Here is a 17,339-nt window from a genome sequence, read left to right as displayed (position 1 = left end):
AAAAAGGATAAGGAAGCGAACGTCTCAGGCGCGGTAGCGCTGCTCGAGTGTTGCGGACGGCTCCGACCCGCCGCCGTTGGCTTCAGCGTCGCATGGCGCTTTACTGCCGCTGTCGCGCTGTGCGCAGGCCCTGACAAGATCATCGAGCTGGTCGAAGGTAATAATGGTGCGCTCCGCTTTGGCCTGGCCCTGCCAGACAATATCGATGACCGGATGCTCGCGCGTCTGATCGATACCCACAATACGCCCCTGGCGCTCGCGACGGCTGTCACGCAGCGTCGAGCCCAGCAGCTGATGAACGCCGCTGACGAACTTTCTGGAAATATTATCAGACATGGCTGGCTGACCTGCTGCTGCCTTCGAACGGCAGTCGTCCCCTGGTGTTGTGTTGCATTCGAGCGCAAAAAACCGGTTCTGATTGTCTATCAGATGCTTATACACTAACACAGCAAGACGAGCAGAACACTTCAAAATTGTCAATATTTCTGTCGCCCAGCAGCGACAGTTTTTCATTTCAGCGCCGCGCCACCCGTCTCATGCCGGGCCAGCGCCGGTTCCAGTTCGTCAAGCCCGCTCACCTCGAGGTTGGGGACCAGCGCCCGATCCTCGATGATCGACGTCGGATCGCGGTGAATCCAGGCCGCATTGAGGCCAACATGGCGCGCGCCCTGCACATCCCAGTTGTTGCTCGATACCAGCCAACTGTCGCGATGCAGCGCACCGGTACGACGTATCATATCGTGATAGACCGCCGGGTCGGGCTTGAAGCGTTTGATCGCATCGACGCTGATCATCGCCTCGAAGTGATGATCAATGCCGGCGTTGCCCAGCACGGTCTGCATGGCCTTTGCGGTGCCGTTGGAGAAGGCCACACAGCGAAAACCGGCCGCCACCAGGCCGGCCAGGGCGGCATCGACCTCATCGAAGGCGGGCAGCCGCTGGTAGGCTGCCATCCACTCACGGCGCGTTGTCTCATCCACCTCGAGCCCCTGCGCCGCAATGGCAACATCAAGCGCGTCCCGCGTGCAGGTTCCAAAGTCAACGTAGCGCCCCATCAGGCCGCGCCGAAAAGAAAGCTGCAGCTGACTGGCGCGCCACTGCGCCGAAACGGCATCGGCCCGGTCACCCAGCGTCGGTTGCAGCTCGTCGGCAATAGCCCAGGGGTCAATCAGGGTGCCGTAAACGTCAAAGGCCAGAAGCGTGGTCATATCTCCTCCATGAGAAAGTTCCTGAAAGACAGCTCTTGAAAGACGGCTCTTGAAAGACGGCTCTTGAAAGACAGTCACAGAAAGGGGCGCCCGAAGGCGCCCCATGAAACACTACCGCAGGACCCGGCGGGTCTCTCGCGGCTTAAAGCGTCTCGCCCATCACCAGGGCGGTATCCAGCATGCGGTTGGAGAAGCCCCACTCGTTGTCGTACCACGAGAGAATCTTGACCAGCCGGCCGTTGACACGGGTGTGATTGGTGTCAAAGGTCGAAGAGCTGGGGTTGTGGTTGAAGTCGATGGATACCAGCGGTTTGGCGTTGACGTTGAGGACCGGCGATTTGGCAGCGGCCTCTTCCATGATGCGGTTGATCTCTTCACGGCTGGTCTCGCGCGAGGCGGTGAAGGTCAGATCGACCACCGACACGTTGAGAACCGGCACGCGAATGGCGAAACCGTCCAGCTTGCCCGCCATCTCCGGCAGTACCTGAGCCACCGCGGAGGCCGCACCGGTCTTGGTCGGAATCATCGAATGGGTCGCGCTGCGCGCCCGGAACGGGTCCTTGTGATAAACGTCGGCCAGGTTCTGGTCGTTGGTGTAGGCGTGAATGGTATTCATCAGGCCGTTTTCGATGCCTACCGAATCCAGCAGCGCCTTGACCACCGGGGCGAGACAGTTGGTGGTACAGGAAGCGTTGGAGACTACGGTCTGCTCGGCGGTCAGGGTCTGTTCGTTGACGCCGAACACCACGGTGGCATCGGCATCTCCACTGGGGCCGGAGATCAGTACCCGTTTGGCACCGCCCTCGATGTGTTTGGCGGCATCGGCGCGTTTGGTGAAGATACCGGTGCACTCCATCACCAGATCGACGTTCATTTCACCCCAGGGCAGTTTGGCCGGATCCTTTTCGGAGAGGATGCGTACCCGGTCGCCATTGACGGTGAAGCTGTCGTCGTCGTGGCTGATCTCGGCGTTGAAGTGGCCATGCGTGGTGTCATTTTCCAGCAGCAGGGCGTTGAGCGCCGGATCGCCCAGATCGTTGATGGCCACTACCTCGATACGGTCGCGGTAGCCGTTTTCGTATAGCGCACGAAAGGTGTTGCGTCCGATACGTCCGAACCCGTTGATTGCGACACGAAGCGTCATGTTATTTCCTCCGGAATTCATTGAGTAGAGCCCATGGCCTGCGAGGATTCAAATATCCCCGGCAGCGGCGGGACGACGCTGCGCTGTCGTCAGGCTGCCGGTAGGCGTCGAATACTGCAGGGCTGAGCCGCAATTCTCTCGGTCTTCGGCCTTGTTATGAACGACCGGTTCACTCAGGGTGCGCCGGTTCGTCCGCAATACTTGTAGGATGTTGCGTTAAACCGTGTTGTGCAAACCCGATGCCGCAGCGCGCTGGCGCCTCGGCCCCGGAAAAGGCATCGCTGCCTGCCGGTTCGCGGGCGCAATCGACACTTTTATCCTTTTATTCAGCATGGTCAAGAAAAGCCGGCGGCGCCACCAACGAGTACGAGCGGGCAATGGCGTATGCCATGGGTGAATCGTGTCAGCCTGATCGCTACAAGACAAGGCAAAAGGCTCACAGTCGCTATAATGGCGGAAACCGGGCCGATATCACCCACTCGACGTCGCGGATATGGCAGGATGCGACCTGACGACGCACGCTGTTTTTGACGTCGACAACCATAACAGCCCGGACAGGACAGACTGCTTCAGGAGGCCCCCATGACACGCCCCGCCCTTGTTGGTGATATCGGCGGCACCAACGCCCGTTTCGCTCTGGTCACCCCGGGTGAATTCGATCTGCAGCATATCGAGACCCTTGCCTGCGCCGACTATACCCACCTTGATGACGCCGTGAGTGCCTACCTCGACAAGGTGGGCGGCGACGCCCCCACCGAGGCCTGCCTGGCCTTCGCCTGCCCGGTACACGACGACGACATCCGCATGACCAACAACCCCTGGCATTTCGGCAAGCGCGACATGAAAAGCCGCCTCGGGCTTGAAAACTTCAAGGTCATCAACGATTTCACGGCAATGGCGCTGGGGCTTCCGCACATTGACGACAACGACCTGGTGCGCGTCGGCGACGGCAGGAGCGAGCCGGGCCGCGCCCGCCTGGTGATGGGGCCGGGAACCGGCCTGGGCATGGCCGGGCTGGCGCCCAGCCAGCGCTACTGGATTCCGCTTTCCGCCGAGGGCGGCCACGCCGGTTTTGCCCCCACCGATGACGTCGAGATCGCGCTGCTGCAATGGCTGCGCGTGCGCTATGGCCGCGTCTCGATAGAGCGCGTGCTGTGCGGTCAGGGATTACTTGACCTGTACCATGCGCTGTGCGAATTCGAAGGCGTCGAGGCAAGCCTGGACTCGCCGGCAGCGATCACCGATGCCGCCCGCGATGGCAACGAGATGTCGCGGCGTACGGTGATGCAGTTTTGCCGGATTCTCGGCCATGTCGCCGGCGATGCCGCCCTGACGCTGGGCGCCCGCGGCGGCGTTTATCTGTGTGGCGGTATCCTGCCGCGTATTCTGGATATGCTGCAGGAGAGCGAATTTCGCACCGCCTTTGCCGACAAGGGGCGCATGTCGCCTTACAATGCCGATATCGTGACCTGGGTGGTCACTGCCAAATGGACCGGCCTGCTGGGGGCTGCCGAAGCCCTGCACAACGAGGAGGTGTCATGACTGCGGAGACGTTTGCAGATCTGCTGAGCGCGACCCGTGGACGCCGCGACGCTGATTGGCAGGGCCGCTCCCTGCTGGTCATCAACGAGTCCTGGGGCGAGCTGATCGTGTCGCGCCAGGGCGCTCACCTGCTGCACTACGCCCCCGCCGGCGAGCGCGGCTGGCTGTGGACGACCCCGACACCCAAAGCAGTGCCCGGCGCCATTCGCGGCGGTGTACCGCTGTGCTGGCCCTGGTTCGCCGAGCCGGAAGATGGCCAGGGGCCCATGCACGGCCTGGCGCGCACCGCCGACTGGCGCATCGACGCCATCGACGAAGAGATCGAAGGGGGCGTCGAAATTCACCTCTCCCCCGAAAAACCGCTGCATGACCAGCTCGCACCGCGGCTGGTCATTCGCGCCAACGCCCGGCGGCTGGAGCTGGAACTGATCACCGAGCATCGCGGCGAGACGCCGCTCAAACTGACCCAGGCGCTGCACGCCTATTTCGCCGTAGCGGACGTTCATCGCGCGCGTGTCGAAGGGCTGGCCGGCGCGCGCTATCTCGACAAGCTCGACGACTTCGCCGAGCGCGATCAGAATGGCGAACTGGGCGTGCGCGGCGCGCTGGATCGTATCTACCACTCGAGCCGACCGCTACTGCTCGACGACGGCCAGCGCCGTCTGCGCATCGCCAAACAGGGCAGCGACTCGAGCGTGGTATGGCATCCCGGCGACAGCGCCCCGGGTGACGTTCCCGATGAACAGCGCTACGCCTTCCTCTGCATCGAGCCGGCCTGCACCCGCCTCGACCCGGTGTGGCTCGCCCCGGGCGCCCAGCACCTGCTGGCGCTGCACATCAGCGCCGAACCCGCGGAGCCCACTGCGCCATGAGCATGGTCGACGCCCCCTTTGTCATCGGCCTGAGCCGGTTGCATCGCTACGATGCCCTGCTGTCCTCGGCCGGACTGGCACGCTGGCTGTCGTCGCGCGTCGACGAGGGTCTGCACTGGTTCGACCACGCTCCCATCGACGGCGGCGGTGAGTTCACCGATCTGCTGGGGCGCGCCATCGGCCTGGACGCCGATCTCGCCCGCAACATGCGGCTGGTGGTGCGACTGGGCGTGATTCCGGCGCTGCAGGACTCGTCGGGAATGGGAACCAAGCACTATGACACCAGCCCCGAGGGGCTCGAACGCTCCCTGACAGGGGTGCTGAAAGCGCTGGGCGTCGAGCGGATCGACACCCTGCTGCTGATGCGGCCCGACCCGCTGATGGACGTCGCGGCGACCGGGCGTGCGCTCGACGCCTTCATCGCCGACGGCCGCGTCAAAAGAGTGGGCGTGGCCAACTTCCTGCCGGCCCAGTGGCGTCACCTGCAGTCCGCCATGCAGACACCGCTGGCCTGCCAGCAGCTGCCGCTGTCGGTGGCCCACAACACGGTGCTTTTCGACGGCCTGTGGCAGAGCCTTCAGCAGGACGGCATGACCGGGCTGGCCTGCTCGCCGCTATGGGGCGGACGCATTTTCGAAAACCAGCTGGGCCAGATGCTCGGCGATCTTGCCCGGCGCCACAACGTCAGCCCGGCGGGCGTCGCGCTGGCGTGGCTGACCACCCTGCCCGGCCGCCCGGTGCCGGTGGTCGGTACGCTGCGCGAGAAACGCCTGCGCACGCTGGCAAGCGATGCCGGCCTGACCCTGTCGCGCCCCGAGTGGTTCGCGCTGCTGGAAGCGGCGCGCGCCTTCCGGGTGCCCTGAGACAGCCCCGCCGGGCGTGGCGGCGACGAATCAATGCCGACACTTGCCGGTTCGGTAGACGGATGCAAAAAAGCCCGCCTGCGAACAGACGGGCAAACAACAGCCGAGGCTGCCGAGAGAGAGGGTTGCGGCGAGCCGTTCAGCCCGCCTCATGCAGTTCAGTATTTGACCGTTTCGACGGTTTCGCGGGCGATATCGCGGATAGCGTCCCAGTTCTCCTCTTCGATCATCTCCTTTGGCGCCACCCAGGTGCCGCCCACGCACATTACGTTGCGCAGCCTGAGATAGTTGGCGGCGTTGTCAGGCGTGATCCCGCCGGTCGGGCAGAAGTGCACGTCCCGGAAGGGTCCGGCCATCGACTTGAGCGCCGCAACGCCGCCGCTGGCTTCGGCGGGAAAGAACTTGAAGCGGCGGTAGCCATACTGCCAGCCGGTCATCAGCTCGGTGGGCGTGGAGACGCCGGGCAGCAGCGGTACATGGCTCTGGATACCGTATTCATAGAGGCGGTCGGTGGTCCCCGGTGTGACCACGAAATCGACCCCGGCATCCTCGGCGCGGCGATACTGGGCCGGCGTCAGCACGGTACCGGCGCCGATGCTGGCCTCCGGCAGTTCATCGCGCAGTCGCAGCAGCGCCTCCATGGCACAGTCGGTACGCAGGGTGATTTCCAGCACCGTCAGTCCGCCTTCGTAGAGCGCACGGCACAGCGGCACGGCGTCCTCCAGCCGGTTGATGGTCAGTACCGGAATGACGCTGACGCGCTGACAGATACTGTCAAGCTCGGTAGTGCGCGTGGAGGGAAGCTGTTTATCAGATGGCATAGAACCTCCTGTTGCCGTCGATCCATGCAGGACCCGACAGCCGATAATTTATCCTGTCACGGAGCCCAGTAAAGTGCCAGTGAGGCGTCGAGAAAAGCGCGGATCGGCAGCTCGTGAACGTCGCTGCCGGCCATCGCGGCCGCCAAAGTGCGCTTTTTATCCTCACCGGTGAGATGCAGGTAGCGTCGCCGCGACTGCATCAGCCTGTGGCGGGTCAGGCTGATACGCGGCTGCGACACGCTGGGCGCATGCGCCGCGATCACCGTCTCATCGCTCTCCAGACCGGCGCTCAGCTGCTCACTGTCGGGAAACAGCGACGCCGTATGGCCATCACCCCCCATACCCAGCACCACCACGCTGGCCGGCCAGCTCAGCGCTGCGATGCGCTCACCGACCTCGGCGGCGCCCTCCTCCGGACCGGCCGCGTCGTTGACCAGCGAATGAAAGCACGCCTGCGCCGCATGGTTGATCAGCAGATGCGTGCGTACGAAACGATCGTTGCTGTCATCGTCATCGATCGCCACCCAGCGCTCATCGGCCAGCGTCACGTCGACCCGCGACCAGGGCAGCTCGATGGCACTCAGCGCCTGCAGAAAAGGCTTTGGCGTGCTGCCGCCGGAAACCACCAGCGTGACCCGCTGCTGACGGCTCAGGTCTTCTTCCAGCGCCACGGCGACGCTGCGGGCCAGATCGAGGGCGAGACGAGAGCGCTCGTCCGGGGTTTCAGTAGTCTTCATACCAGCTGCGTCCATCCTGGGTAATCATGGCAATCGATGATACCGGCCCCCAGGAGCCCGCCGGATAGCGCCGCGGCGCCATGTCGCGGGACTCCCAGCCGTCGATCAGGCGATCGACCCAGCGCCACGAATATTCGATCTCATCGCGACGCACGAACAGATACTGCTGCCCTTTCATGACCTCGAGCAGCAGACGCTCGTAGGCATCGGGAATGCGCGCGCTGGGGAAGGCGGTATGAAAGTCCAGATACAGCGGCCCGGTACGCAGGCGCATGCCCTTGTCCAGCCCGCTGTCCTTGGTCAGCACCTGCAGGGCGATGCCCTCGTCCGGCTGCAGCCGGATGATCAGGCGGTTGGTCGCCATGCTGCGCTGATCGGGGTCGAAAATGTAGTGCGACTGGGGCCGGAAGTGAATCACGATCTGTGACAGCTTCTCCGGCATGCGCTTGCCGGTGCGCAGATAGAAAGGCACGCCGGCCCAGCGCCAGTTCTGAATCTCGGTCTTGAAGGCGACGAAGGTTTCGGTACGCGAATCGACGTTGGCGCCCTCTTCGTCGAGATAGCCCGGCACCGCCTTGCCCCCGATGGTGCCGCCAATGTACTGCCCGCGCACCACATCGGTATTGAGCCGCTCACTGTCGATCGGCCGCAGCGCCTTGAGCACCTTGACCTTTTCGTCGCGGATGCTGTCGGCATCGAGACTGGAAGGCGGGTCCATGGCAATCATGCACAAAAGCTGCATCAGGTGGTTCTGCACCATGTCGCGCAGCTGACCGGCCTGGTCGAAGTAGCCCCAACGCCCTTCGATACCCACCGTTTCGGCCACGGTGATCTCGACGTGGGAGATGTGCGACTGGTTCCACTGGCCGCCAAACAGCGGGTTGGCAAAGCGCAGGGCCAGCAGGTTCTGCACCGTCTCCTTGCCCAGATAGTGGTCGATGCGGTAGATGCGGCTCTCGTCGAATACCGCACCAATGGCGTCGTTGATCTCCTGCGAACTCTCCAGCGAGTAGCCGATCGGTTTTTCGACCACCACCCGTGAGGCGTCGTCAAGACAGCCAGCGCTGGAGAGACTCGAGCAGATATCGCCGTAAAGCGCCGCCGGCACCGACAGATAGATGGTCAGCGGCAGGCTGCTGTCGCTGCGCCATTGGGCGATAGCGGCGTAGTCGCCGGGCGTTTTGAAATCGACCTGTCGATATTCGAGCCGGCCGAGAAAACGCGTCATGCTCTCTTCGCTGCGCTCGTCGGCGCGCACGCGCGACTCCAGCGCATCGCGCACCCTGGCGCGAAAGGCATCGCCGTCGTAATCCTGTCGGGCCAGCCCCAGAACGCGCGTCTCGTCGGCCATCAGGCCTTCACGATCAAGATGGTAAAGTGCCACGTAGAGCTTGCGCAGGGCGAGATCACCCAGCGCCCCGAACAGGGCCAGATCGACGGCAGTACTGGTGTCGTCCTTTAAACTCATGCCGTGCTCCCTTTCGATCCGGCCGGAACTGCGACAACCCTGGACATCGGCTCGTCACCCTCGCAAATGATCGTTTCGGTGGTTGCAACCCGCAGCGTAACAGCAGCAGTTTGCAGCGCTATGGTATGACCATAGCCGGACACTACAGTGGCTGTATATGCTTCAATGATATCAGCCATCATGGCGAGAGGGGACGCTCTTTTGCCTTTTCGACCCCTGATTTTGTCGCTTTGCTCCATATTATTAGACCAATGTATGACACACTTCAGCCGTCCGCGTGAACATCCGGCGCCCTTCACGATACGGTATCGCGCCGGCCGGTCATCAGCCACAAACCACCGGGGGTTGTATTAACCGGTCAGCGTGCCAGGATGCCGGAGCACGATCCACGCGACTACTTCAATAACGCTCCCTTTCAAGCACGCACTCTGAGGAGTTTCCCCGATGCGTTGGCTTTCCGCCCTTGCGCTGGCACTCGCTGCCGGTAGCGTTCATGCCGAAACCTTTCATTTCACCGCCATCCCCGACGAGGACGAGGCACGACTGGTCGAACGCTTCGAGCGAGTCGCCGATTATCTCGCCGAGCAGACCGGGCTGGATGTCGAGTACGTGCCGGTCAAGTCCTATCCGGCGGCGGTCAGCGCCTTTCGTAACAATCAGGTGCAGCTGGCCTGGTTCGGCGGCCTGACCGGCGTCCAGGCACGCGCGCTGGTGCCCGGTTCGCAGGCGATCGCCCAGGGCGTGGAGGACGCCGAATTTCGCAGCTACTTCATTGCCGGCGCCGATACCGGACTGGCCGCCGATCAGTCGCAGCTGCCCGAGGACATGGAAGGTATGAGCTTTACCTTCGGCGCCCGAACCTCGACGTCGGGCCGGCTGATGCCGGAGTATTACCTGCGCCAGCGCTTCAATGCGTCGCCGCAGGCAATCTTCTCACGGGTCGGTTTCTCCGGCGATCACAGCCGCACTATTGCGCTGGTGGCCGCCGGCAGCTTCGACGTGGGCGCGGTCAACTACAAGGTGTGGGATGCCGCCGTGGCCGACGGTCGGGTCGATAGCGACGAGGTGAAAGTGATCTGGCAGACGCCGCCCTATCCCGACTATCAATGGACCATTCGCGGCGATGTCGATGAACGCTTTGGCGACGATACCACCGCGCAGATTCAGCAGGCCCTGCTGTCGATGAGCGACCCGAGCCTGCTGGAGAGCTTTCCCCGCTCCGGCTTCATTGCCGCCGACAACGACGACTACGCCCCCATCGAGGAGACGGGGCAGGCGCTCGATCTGCTGCGCCCCTGACGCCATGGCGCAGGACCACGGCAGCGCACGAGCGGGCGAGGCGCTTTTACAGCTCGACGGCGTCGACCTCGGCTACGGCGACCGGGTGATACTGCCCGGGGTCAGCCTGACCCTGCATCGCGGCGAACGGGTCGCCCTGCTGGGGCGCAGTGGCGCGGGCAAGTCGACACTGCTGGCGGCACTGCGCGAACGGCTCGCCGACAGTGCCGCCTGGTGCCCCCAGGCGGATGCGCTGGTGCCGTCACTGAGCGCTTATCACAACATCTACATGGGGCGTCTGCACGCCTTCTCGCGCTGGCAGAATCTCGTCAACCTGGTGCGTCCGCGCCGCGCCGCCTGGCACGACATCAGCGCGCTGGCGGCCGAACTGGGGCTGGCCGGGCTGCTGTTGCGGCGGGTCGACAGCCTCTCCGGCGGTCAGCGCCAGCGCGTCATGATCGGCCGAGCCCTCTATCAGAACCGCGAGGTGTTTGTCGGCGACGAACCGGTTTCGAGCGTCGACCCGCGCCAGGCGAGCCAACTGCTGGCTCTGACCGAGCAGCGCCACAGCACCAGCGTGGTGGCACTGCATCAGCGTGAACTGGCCCTGCAACACTTCCAGCGTATCATCGCCATCGCTGACGGCCGCATCGTCTTCGATGCCCCCGTCGACACCCTCGACCGCAGCCGCATCGACGCCCTCTATGCCCAGCGCTGACGCCCCGCTACCCGGCTGGCGACAGCGCCTTCGCAGTGCGCCGCTGGTACGGCTGACGCTGGGCCTGCTGCTGCTGACCGCCGTACTGCTGCCGCTGGCCGATCTGTCGATCACCACCGGCGCCCCCTGGGCGGAGCTGGGCCGCATGCTGGCGGGCTTCATACAGCCCGACTTCAGCGCTACCGAGTCGCCGCTGCACGCCCTGGCGCTGACCATCGCCTTCGCCTTCTGGGGAGTCGCGCTGGGTGTCGCACTGGGCTTTCCACTGGCGCTGCTGTTCAACCGCTCGGCGCTGCTGCGTAGCGCCTGCGCCTTCGTGCGCGCCATCCACGAGCTTTTCTGGGCGCTGCTCTTTCTGCAGGTCTTCGGCCTTTCGGCAGTTACCGCGCTGGCCGCCATCGCCCTGCCCTACGCCGCCACCTTCGCCCGCGTCTACGCCGAGATTCTAGAGCAGGTCGAGCGCGCGCCGGGCGACACCCTGGCGCGCGCCACCGACCGCCTGTCACGCTTTCTCTACGTCGAGCTGCCGCTGGCCCGCCAGCGGCTGGCCGCCTATACCCGCTACCGCTTCGAGTGCGCCCTGCGCGCCAGCGTACTGCTGGGTTTTGTGGGTATCCCCACGCTGGGCTATCACCTCGAAAGCGCTTTCCGCCAGGGGCGCTATCATGAAGCCGGCGCGCTGCTGTGGATTTTCTACCTGCTGATCGCACTCCTGCCCTGGTGGGCGCATCGCCGTCTGCTGCCGCTGTGGCTGCTGGCTACGCCCTGGCTGCTGGGCCCCTGGCCGGCGGTCGACTTCACCCTGGTGTGGCAGTTCGTCAGCGTCGATATCTGGCCTCCGCCGCTGCGCAACGGCGATCTCGCCGCCCTGCCGGGCTGGCTGGCGGGGCTGCCCGACCTGCTGCCGGCGATCGGCAATACGCTACTGCTGGCGCTGCTGGGCACCGTCGGTAGCCTGGCGGTGGCCCTGGTGTGTTGGCCACTGGTCAGCCGCCACTTCGGCAGCCGCCCGAGCCGCACCCTGAACGGCGGCCTGCTGATCGCTCTGCGCTCGACCCCGGAGCTGCTGCTGGCCTTTATCTTCCTGCTGCTGACCGGCCCCTCCATGCTGCCCGCCTGGCTGGCACTGGCGCTGCACAACGGCGCACTGATCGCCTTTCTGGTGGCTCGCCACGCCGATAGCCTGACGCCCGGCATGCCGGGGCTGCGCGGCCTTGACCTGTACAGTTACGAACTGCTGCCAGGGGTCTACCCGGGGCTGCTGGCGCTGCTGTTCTACCGCGCCGAGGTGATCATGCGCGAAACCGCCCTGCTCGGCATGCTGGGGGTGGCGACGCTGGGCTTTCACATCGACTCGAGCTTTGCCTGGCTGCAGTTCGACTATGCCGTGGCGCTGCTGACCCTTACCGCCCTGCTCAACGTCGCCGTCGACGCCGTATTGCGCCGGCTGCGCCACACCGCCGAGCGCGGCGGACGCCGCACGCCGGTACCGGGCGCGACATCCTTCAACTGAAGCGCATGCAAAGAGCGCGGGCTTTATCAATCCACCCGGGGCTGCTTAAAATCGCCGCTGTTGGTTACGGAGAGCCCCATGTCCTCACCCCGTGTCACTGCCCCCGAACTACAGCTGCTCGGCTGGCGTGGCTGGCTGCCGCAGCGCGCCGGCCGGGCCGACAGTGGCGCCATCATGACCGACGAGCGACCCGCCGCCGCCGCGGTGCCGGCCATGCTGCGCCGTCGTCTGACACCGATGGGGCGCGCGGTGTGCGAACTGCTGAGCGAACTCGATATCGGCGCCGGCGAAGTGCCCATACTGCACGCCTCGCGCCACGGCGACGGTCACCGGCCGCTGGATATGCTCGACACCCTCGCCGCAGGCGAGCCGCTGTCGCCGGCGCGCTTCGGCCTGTCGGTCCACAACGCCGTACTCGGCGTCTACTCCATTGCCGCCGGCAACCACACCTCAATGGCCGCTATCGCCGCCGCCGGCGAGGAGTTCGAGGCGCTGCTTGCCGAGGCCCGCGGCTATCTCGCCGAAGGGTGCGACAGCGTAGTGCTGGTGCTGACCGACTCGCCGGTACCGGCGCGCTATCGCATCGACGCCCCCGAGTATCCGGCGGCGGTGGCTCTGCAGCTCTCTCTGCGCGACCAACCCGGCAGTCGCACGCTGACCAGCGAGCCACGCGACAGCGCCGAACCCGCGCCGATCACCGTCGCGCAGCTGGTCGACTGGCTGACCGACGGCGCGGCGCTGGCTACCAGGGCGCCGCCGCGCCGCTGGCGGCTGGCCCCTGCCGGGCCGGCATAAACCTCGAGCGCAGGCAAGCGGCGGGCGAATCTGGCATCATAGCGCCACCATGACACCACGCCACCCCGGCCACGGGGCCGGCATGCAGCGGCGTCAGACCGCTGCGGCAACAGAGAGAAGCAGGATGTCCGATCACCCGCTGAGCGAGCTGGAACGCGATGTCGCCCACATGATTATCGACGCGCTGGAGCTCGAGGATATCAGCGCCGACGATATCGACCCGCAGGCACCGCTGTTCGGCGACGGCCTGGGGCTCGACTCGATCGATGCACTGGAGCTGGGCCTCGCCCTGCAAAAGCGCTATGGCATTCGCCTTGACAGCGATGCCGAGGAGAACCGCGACCACTTCGCCAGCCTGCGCAAGCTGAGCGCGCTGGTTGCCGAACGCCGCACCGACTGAAGGCGATAGCCGCCATGCCGCCGCGCCCGCCGTCGTCACTGCTCGCGCTACTGCCGCTCGCCGCCCTGCCGCTGGCGCTGTGGGTGGTGCTGCCCCTGCTGGGCGTGCAGGCGCTGCTGATCGTTTTGATCGCACTCTGCCTGATCGCCGCCCTGCGGCGCAGTGAGCGGCGCTGGCTGACGCTGACGCTGGCGGCGCTGCTGAGCGCGACGTTGATCGGCGGCCGGGCGGAGGTGGGCGTGCGCTGCTATCCGGTAGCGCTCAATCTGGCGCTGGCCGCGGCCTTTCTCGCCAGCCTGGCCAGGACGCCGCTGATCGAACGCCTGGCACGCCTGAGCGAACCCGGACTGCCTGCCTCGGGCGTGCGCTATACCCGCCGCCTGACGCTGGTCTGGGGGCTTTTGCTGAGCGCTAATACGCTGGCGGCGCTGGCCACCGCGCTATGGGCGCCGCTGTGGCTGTGGCAGCTGTGGAACGGGGCACTGGCGTATCTGCCGCCCGCCCTGCTGATGGCCCTCGAATACCCTGTGCGTCGGCGCGCGCGACGCCGGGCGGCGGCATGAGTCTCACGCCACTCTCCGCCGCGCCCTGGTCGAAGGGCGACGCCGATGACATCGTCGCCGTGTCGACCACGGCGTCGCGCCGCCGCGCCGCGCTCCTTGACGCCGTCGCCCGCTGGGCGGGCGCGGCGCTGCCGGCCGGCGAAGTGGCGCTTTTCGAGCCCGACCCGTGGCGCTTTGTGACTGCCCTGCTGGGGCTGTGGCACGCCGGCCGCCGCGTGTGGCTGCCGGGTGACAATCTGCCTGCCACCCGTGCGGCCCTTGCCGGGCAGGGCGTGACGCTGCTCGATGGTACGCTGGCGACCACCACAGCGCCGGCCTTGCCTGTCACCGCGCTGGCGGCGCAGCAGCCGGCGGTGGTGCTGTTCACCTCCGGCTCCAGCGGCACGCCAACCCCCATTCAGCGCACGCTCTCGCAGCTCGACGGCGAGGTTCACGCCTTTTATCGCCACTGGCCGCTGGGCCCGGGGGCGGTGATCAGTCAGGTAAGCCATCAGCACACCTGGGGACTCACCGCCGGCCTGCTGCGCGCGCTGGTCGAAAATCGCCCCTTCGGGCTGGAGACGCTGAGCTGGCCGGAACAGCTCGACGCCAGCCTGGCACGACTATCGGTCAGCGCAGTCATCAGCGCGCCGCCTCAGCTTTCACGGCTGCCGAACACGCCGAGCGGCCCAGGCGAGCGCCGGCCGCAGCGCATTTTCAGCGCTGCGGCAGCGCTGAGCCCGGCAACCGCCCGTGACGTCGAAGCGCGTTTCGGCGCGCCGGTGGTGGAAATCTTCGGCAGCTCCGAATGTGGCGCACTGGGCTTTCGTCAGCCGGCACGGGAGACACTCTGGACGCCACTCGACGACGTCAGCCTCACAGCTCACGCCGCTGGTGCCCGGCTGGTCTCGCCGCGCTGCGTGGACGATAACGGCGCGGCCGCCGACCGCATTGCGCTCGTCGAGGCGACGCCGCAGCGTTTCCGGCTGCTGGGACGCGCCGACCGTATCGTCAAGATCGGCGCCCGCCGTGTCTCGCTGGAGGGAATGGCGCGTCACCTCGAATGCGCGCCGGGCGTCAACGCCGCCCACTGTCTCGCCCTCGACCACGCCGGCGGTCGCATCGGCACGCTGGTGGCACTCGACGAAGAGCGGCTGCCGGCCCACCACGAGGCGCGCCGAGCGCTGATCGCCGCGCTGCGCGAACACCTGTCGGCCACCTTCGAGGCAGTGACACTGCCACGTTTCTGGCGCTTCGTGACGCGGCTGCCGCGCAACACCCAGGGCAAGCTGACCCATGCCGCGGCGCGCGCGCTGTTCGACGACCTTGATGACCGCCGCCAGCCGCGCTGGCTGGGGACAGAGCAGCTCGGCGCCAACGACTGGCGGCTGACGCTGGAAATACCCGAACGGCTGGCGTCGCTGGCGGGCCACTTCCCGGCGCGGCCGATGGTGCCCGGCATCGTCCTGATCCAGTGGGCGCGACAGCGTGCCGAGGCGCTGTTCGACAACCCCGGTGGCTGGCGCGACCTGCACCGGGTGCGCTTTCCCGCCGCCCTGCTGCCCGGCGATCGCGCTACCCTGACGCTCGGCCGCAGCGCCAACCGGCGGCTGGCCGTGCGGCTTTTCTCCCATCGCGGCGATCATCTACAGATGACGCTACTGCCGGCAGGAGACGTTTCTTGAGCGAGCAGCACCCGCATGACGCCTTTCGCCCCTGCGTGCTGATACCGGTCTACAACCACGAGCACGCCGTGGCCGCAACCTGTCAGGCCCTGCGCGAAGCGCTGGGACTGCCGATCCTGCTGGTCGATGACGGCAGCGACCGGGAGTGCGCCGGCGTGCTCGACGCACTGACGGCTGAAGACGACGTCAGGCTGCTGCGACTGGCGCATAACGGCGGCAAGGGGCGTGCGGTGCGCGAAGGACTGAGCCATGCCGCCGCGCTGGGATACAGCCACGCCCTGCAGGTCGATGCCGACGGCCAGCACGACAGCGCCTCGCTGGCGCCTTTCATCGACGCCGGCCGACGCCATCCGACGTGCCTGATGATCGGCTATCCCCGTTTCGATCACAGCGTGCCCTGGCTGCGCTTCGCCAGCCGCTACATTACCCACCTCTGGGTATGGGGCAACACCCTGTCGATACGGCTGCGCGACACCATGTGCGGCGTGCGCCTCTATCCGCTGGCGGCGATCAACGCCCTGCTGGCACGTCACGCCTGTGGCGATCGCATGGAGTTCGATACCGAAGTGCTGGTGCGCTGGTTCTGGCAGGGTGGCGCGGTCGACAATCTGCCGGTGCGCGTGCGCTACCCGGTGGATGGCGTGTCACATTTCCGGCTGCTGCGCGACAACCTTTTGATGGCCCGCATGCACCTGCGCCTGACCGCTGGCATGCTGCGCCGCCTGCCGTCACTGCTGGCGCGCCGCAGCGCCACGCCCGCCGGCGAGGAGCAGCGCTGATGTCGCGCGCAGACCGGGAGCGCCACTGGGCGTCGATCGGCGAATCCGGCTCGACCGCCGGCATTCGCCTGATGCTGGCGATTCACGAGCGCCTGGGCATGGGCGTGTTTCGCGCCGTACTGGCGCCGGTGACCCTCTACTACTGGCTGCGTCGGCCGCTGGCGCGGCGCGCCTCGCGGGAATATCAGCACCGTTTGCGCCACTTCTGCCCCGGCGTCAGACTACCGCGTCTTGCCACCCTGGCCCACTTCACCAGCTTTGGTACCGCCATGCTGGAGCGTATCCTTGCCCTCCACGGTCGGCTCGATCTCGACCGTGTCCGGGTGATGGATCGCGACCGTCTCGCCGCCGCCATCGAAAGCGGCCGCGGCGGATTGATCGTGGTCAGCCATCTCGGCAACCATGAAATCTGCCAGCTGCTGGGGCGGCTGCGACCGGAGCTGTCAATGAGTCTGGTGATGCACACCCACCATGCCCGGCGCTTCAACGCGCTGTTCGACGATATCGAGCGGCCCATGGCAGTGGAACTGATCGAGGTCAGCGACATGGGACCGGCCACCGCTCAACGCCTGCAGGCGCGTATTGCAGCCGGCGGTTTCGTGGTCATCGCCGCCGATCGCGACCCCATCGAACAGCATGCCAGACGCCGGGATATCTCCTTTCTGGGCGCGACGGCGCCCTTTCCCGAGGGCGCCTTCTGGCTCGCCACCCTGCTGCGCTGCCCGCTCTACTTTTTGATCTGCGCCCGTCATCAAGGGCATTATCACGTCCACTTCGAGTCCCTCGGCGACGGCGCCGACCCGTCACGGCGCGAACGTTCGACATGGATCGCCACCGCCATGACCCTGTTCGTGGAACGTCTGGAACACTACTGCTGTCGCTATCCACTACAGTGGTTCAATTTCTATGCCTTCTGGCACGCCCGGTCCGCCACCCCGGAACAGCGCGTGCCGGAGTCCTCCGGGAGCTGATAT

18 protein-coding genes are annotated in these 17,339 nt (G+C 66.0%); 12 read left to right on the top strand and 6 right to left on the bottom strand.

Annotated features, from left to right (window positions below):
* Nucleotides 1-24: 24 nt before the first annotated feature.
* The 3 genes from H146_RS0107550 to gap all read right to left on the bottom strand — a co-directional run bounded on the left by H146_RS0107550 (nucleotide 25) and on the right by gap (nucleotide 2,352).
* Nucleotides 25-336, bottom strand: a complete 312-nt coding sequence (locus H146_RS0107550; RefSeq protein ID WP_019951271.1) for a hypothetical protein — start codon at nucleotides 334-336, stop codon at nucleotides 25-27.
* Nucleotides 337-509: 173 nt separating this feature from the next.
* Entirely contained in the window at nucleotides 510-1,208 is a 699-nt protein-coding gene (locus H146_RS0107545) for a haloacid dehalogenase type II (protein WP_019951270.1), read from the bottom strand.
* 142 nt (nucleotides 1,209-1,350) lie between these two features.
* Entirely contained in the window at nucleotides 1,351-2,352 is a 1,002-nt protein-coding gene (gap, locus tag H146_RS0107540) for a type I glyceraldehyde-3-phosphate dehydrogenase (protein ID WP_019951269.1), read from the bottom strand.
* A 582-nt stretch (nucleotides 2,353-2,934) separates the two neighbouring features.
* Here gap and glk point away from each other — a divergent pair.
* From glk to H146_RS0107525, 3 genes are read left to right on the top strand one after another with little or no spacing between them, the layout of a single operon-like run.
* Nucleotides 2,935-3,894, top strand: coding sequence for a glucokinase (glk, locus tag H146_RS0107535; protein ID WP_019951268.1), 960 nt, complete (start codon nucleotides 2,935-2,937; stop codon nucleotides 3,892-3,894).
* Nucleotides 3,891-4,766 carry a D-hexose-6-phosphate mutarotase gene (locus H146_RS0107530; RefSeq protein WP_019951267.1) on the top strand — a complete coding sequence of 292 codons (876 nt, stop codon included), beginning with the start codon at nucleotides 3,891-3,893 and terminating at the stop codon, nucleotides 4,764-4,766. Before glk ends, H146_RS0107530 begins: the two co-directional genes overlap by 4 nt.
* Nucleotides 4,763-5,629 carry an aldo/keto reductase gene (locus H146_RS0107525; RefSeq protein WP_019951266.1) on the top strand — a complete coding sequence of 289 codons (867 nt, stop codon included), beginning with the start codon at nucleotides 4,763-4,765 and terminating at the stop codon, nucleotides 5,627-5,629. The genes H146_RS0107530 and H146_RS0107525 overlap by 4 nt, the downstream gene beginning before the upstream one ends.
* A gap of 158 nt (nucleotides 5,630-5,787) precedes the next feature.
* Here the strand turns inward: H146_RS0107525 and H146_RS0107520 are convergent, their stop codons facing one another.
* Genes H146_RS0107520 through zwf form a run of 3 tightly spaced genes read right to left on the bottom strand, consistent with a single transcriptional unit; the run spans nucleotide 5,788 to nucleotide 8,655 of the window.
* Nucleotides 5,788-6,450: a bifunctional 4-hydroxy-2-oxoglutarate aldolase/2-dehydro-3-deoxy-phosphogluconate aldolase gene (locus H146_RS0107520; RefSeq protein WP_019951265.1), complete on the bottom strand. Its 663-nt coding sequence runs from the start codon at nucleotides 6,448-6,450 to the stop codon at nucleotides 5,788-5,790.
* Between the two features lie 56 nt (nucleotides 6,451-6,506).
* Nucleotides 6,507-7,187: a 6-phosphogluconolactonase gene (pgl, locus tag H146_RS0107515; RefSeq protein WP_019951264.1), complete on the bottom strand. Its 681-nt coding sequence runs from the start codon at nucleotides 7,185-7,187 to the stop codon at nucleotides 6,507-6,509.
* Nucleotides 7,174-8,655: a glucose-6-phosphate dehydrogenase gene (gene zwf / locus H146_RS0107510; protein WP_019951263.1), complete on the bottom strand. Its 1,482-nt coding sequence runs from the start codon at nucleotides 8,653-8,655 to the stop codon at nucleotides 7,174-7,176. The genes pgl and zwf overlap by 14 nt, the downstream gene beginning before the upstream one ends.
* A 444-nt stretch (nucleotides 8,656-9,099) precedes the next feature.
* Here zwf and H146_RS0107505 point away from each other — a divergent pair, with 444 nt between their 5' ends.
* From H146_RS0107505 to H146_RS0107465, 9 genes are all read left to right on the top strand, one after another.
* Entirely contained in the window at nucleotides 9,100-9,954 is an 855-nt protein-coding gene (locus H146_RS0107505) for a putative selenate ABC transporter substrate-binding protein (RefSeq protein WP_019951262.1), read from the top strand.
* A gap of 4 nt (nucleotides 9,955-9,958) precedes the next feature.
* Nucleotides 9,959-10,651 (top strand): ATP-binding cassette domain-containing protein, encoded by a 693-nt coding sequence (locus tag H146_RS0107500; protein ID WP_019951261.1) that lies wholly within the window; start codon nucleotides 9,959-9,961, stop codon nucleotides 10,649-10,651.
* Nucleotides 10,638-12,164: a PhnE/PtxC family ABC transporter permease gene (locus H146_RS0107495; protein WP_019951260.1), complete on the top strand. Its 1,527-nt coding sequence runs from the start codon at nucleotides 10,638-10,640 to the stop codon at nucleotides 12,162-12,164. Before H146_RS0107500 ends, H146_RS0107495 begins: the two co-directional genes overlap by 14 nt.
* Before the next feature lie 78 nt (nucleotides 12,165-12,242).
* Nucleotides 12,243-12,959, top strand: a complete 717-nt coding sequence (locus H146_RS0107490) for a beta-ketoacyl synthase chain length factor (RefSeq protein WP_019951259.1) — start codon at nucleotides 12,243-12,245, stop codon at nucleotides 12,957-12,959.
* 124 nt (nucleotides 12,960-13,083) lie between these two features.
* On the top strand, nucleotides 13,084-13,359 hold the full coding sequence (locus tag H146_RS0107485; protein WP_019951258.1) for a phosphopantetheine-binding protein: 276 nt from the start codon (nucleotides 13,084-13,086) through the stop codon (nucleotides 13,357-13,359).
* A 14-nt stretch (nucleotides 13,360-13,373) separates the two neighbouring features.
* Nucleotides 13,374-13,922: a COG4648 family protein gene (locus tag H146_RS21720; RefSeq protein ID WP_019951257.1), complete on the top strand. Its 549-nt coding sequence runs from the start codon at nucleotides 13,374-13,376 to the stop codon at nucleotides 13,920-13,922.
* On the top strand, nucleotides 13,919-15,586 hold the full coding sequence (locus H146_RS18805) for an ApeI family dehydratase (protein WP_019951256.1): 1,668 nt from the start codon (nucleotides 13,919-13,921) through the stop codon (nucleotides 15,584-15,586). Before H146_RS21720 ends, H146_RS18805 begins: the two co-directional genes overlap by 4 nt.
* A complete protein-coding gene (locus H146_RS0107470; RefSeq protein ID WP_019951255.1) occupies nucleotides 15,583-16,365 on the top strand; it encodes a glycosyltransferase family 2 protein in 783 nt (260 codons plus the stop codon). Before H146_RS18805 ends, H146_RS0107470 begins: the two co-directional genes overlap by 4 nt.
* Nucleotides 16,365-17,336 (top strand): lysophospholipid acyltransferase family protein, encoded by a 972-nt coding sequence (locus H146_RS0107465; protein ID WP_019951254.1) that lies wholly within the window; start codon nucleotides 16,365-16,367, stop codon nucleotides 17,334-17,336. Before H146_RS0107470 ends, H146_RS0107465 begins: the two co-directional genes overlap by 1 nt.
* Nucleotides 17,337-17,339: the final 3 nt, after the last annotated feature.

Source organism: Kushneria aurantia DSM 21353 (assembly GCF_000382245.1).
Lineage (GTDB): Bacteria > Pseudomonadota > Gammaproteobacteria > Pseudomonadales > Halomonadaceae > Kushneria > Kushneria aurantia.
The sequence above is the reverse complement of the archived record's forward strand: the minus strand, read 5'-3'. Positions and strand labels throughout refer to the sequence as shown.

Coding starts and splice junctions, on each gene's coding strand:
- H146_RS21720 (WP_019951257.1), top strand. CDS start 13,374: ATGCCGCCGCGCCCGCCGTCGTCACTGCTCGCGCTACTGCCGCTCGCC.
- H146_RS0107545 (WP_019951270.1), bottom strand. CDS start 1,208: ATGACCACGCTTCTGGCCTTTGACGTTTACGGCACCCTGATTGACCCC.
- H146_RS0107490 (WP_019951259.1), top strand. CDS start 12,243: ATGTCCTCACCCCGTGTCACTGCCCCCGAACTACAGCTGCTCGGCTGG.
- H146_RS0107465 (WP_019951254.1), top strand. CDS start 16,365: ATGTCGCGCGCAGACCGGGAGCGCCACTGGGCGTCGATCGGCGAATCC.
- H146_RS0107485 (WP_019951258.1), top strand. CDS start 13,084: ATGTCCGATCACCCGCTGAGCGAGCTGGAACGCGATGTCGCCCACATG.
- H146_RS0107525 (WP_019951266.1), top strand. CDS start 4,763: ATGAGCATGGTCGACGCCCCCTTTGTCATCGGCCTGAGCCGGTTGCAT.
- glk (WP_019951268.1), top strand. CDS start 2,935: ATGACACGCCCCGCCCTTGTTGGTGATATCGGCGGCACCAACGCCCGT.
- H146_RS0107505 (WP_019951262.1), top strand. CDS start 9,100: ATGCGTTGGCTTTCCGCCCTTGCGCTGGCACTCGCTGCCGGTAGCGTT.
- pgl (WP_019951264.1), bottom strand. CDS start 7,187: ATGAAGACTACTGAAACCCCGGACGAGCGCTCTCGTCTCGCCCTCGAT.
- H146_RS0107550 (WP_019951271.1), bottom strand. CDS start 336: ATGTCTGATAATATTTCCAGAAAGTTCGTCAGCGGCGTTCATCAGCTG.
- zwf (WP_019951263.1), bottom strand. CDS start 8,655: ATGAGTTTAAAGGACGACACCAGTACTGCCGTCGATCTGGCCCTGTTC.
- H146_RS0107500 (WP_019951261.1), top strand. CDS start 9,959: ATGGCGCAGGACCACGGCAGCGCACGAGCGGGCGAGGCGCTTTTACAG.
- gap (WP_019951269.1), bottom strand. CDS start 2,352: ATGACGCTTCGTGTCGCAATCAACGGGTTCGGACGTATCGGACGCAAC.
- H146_RS0107495 (WP_019951260.1), top strand. CDS start 10,638: ATGCCCAGCGCTGACGCCCCGCTACCCGGCTGGCGACAGCGCCTTCGC.
- H146_RS0107530 (WP_019951267.1), top strand. CDS start 3,891: ATGACTGCGGAGACGTTTGCAGATCTGCTGAGCGCGACCCGTGGACGC.
- H146_RS0107520 (WP_019951265.1), bottom strand. CDS start 6,450: ATGCCATCTGATAAACAGCTTCCCTCCACGCGCACTACCGAGCTTGAC.
- H146_RS18805 (WP_019951256.1), top strand. CDS start 13,919: ATGAGTCTCACGCCACTCTCCGCCGCGCCCTGGTCGAAGGGCGACGCC.